The organism is Erwinia sp. V71 (genome assembly GCF_965644245.1).
Lineage (GTDB): Bacteria > Pseudomonadota > Gammaproteobacteria > Enterobacterales > Enterobacteriaceae > Erwinia.
In genome coordinates this window covers 1-251 of the sequence record NZ_CBFFRK010000329.1, presented here as the reverse complement: position 1 = coordinate 251, position 251 = coordinate 1, and the positions used below count along the sequence as shown (strand labels likewise).

Here is a 251-nt window from a genome sequence, read left to right as displayed (position 1 = left end):
CAGGATAGCTTATCGGTAGCTAACCGTCCCTCCATCCACATGACCAAGCGTTGCACTTATTATCTGAATTCGCGAAGGAACCTCACAATGTAGTCTGCCCATCATATAGTGAGATGATTTCAGCCCACAAAATTTAGCTAAAGCTTGATTAGCATAAAGAATTCTTCCCTGGTTGTTGGCGGATTCAACTCCGAAGTGCAACGCTAAGCCGCCAATCTTAGCTCTGCAAACACCACAGACGGTTGCCTGAA

At 45.8% G+C, this 251-nt stretch carries 1 protein-coding gene; it reads right to left on the bottom strand.

Annotated elements, in window-relative coordinates; translation table 11 throughout:
- Nucleotides 1-9: 9 nt before the first annotated feature.
- On the bottom strand, nucleotides 10-251 hold a 242-nt coding region (locus ACSZO1_RS22840; RefSeq protein WP_437616701.1), incomplete at its 5' end, for a hypothetical protein.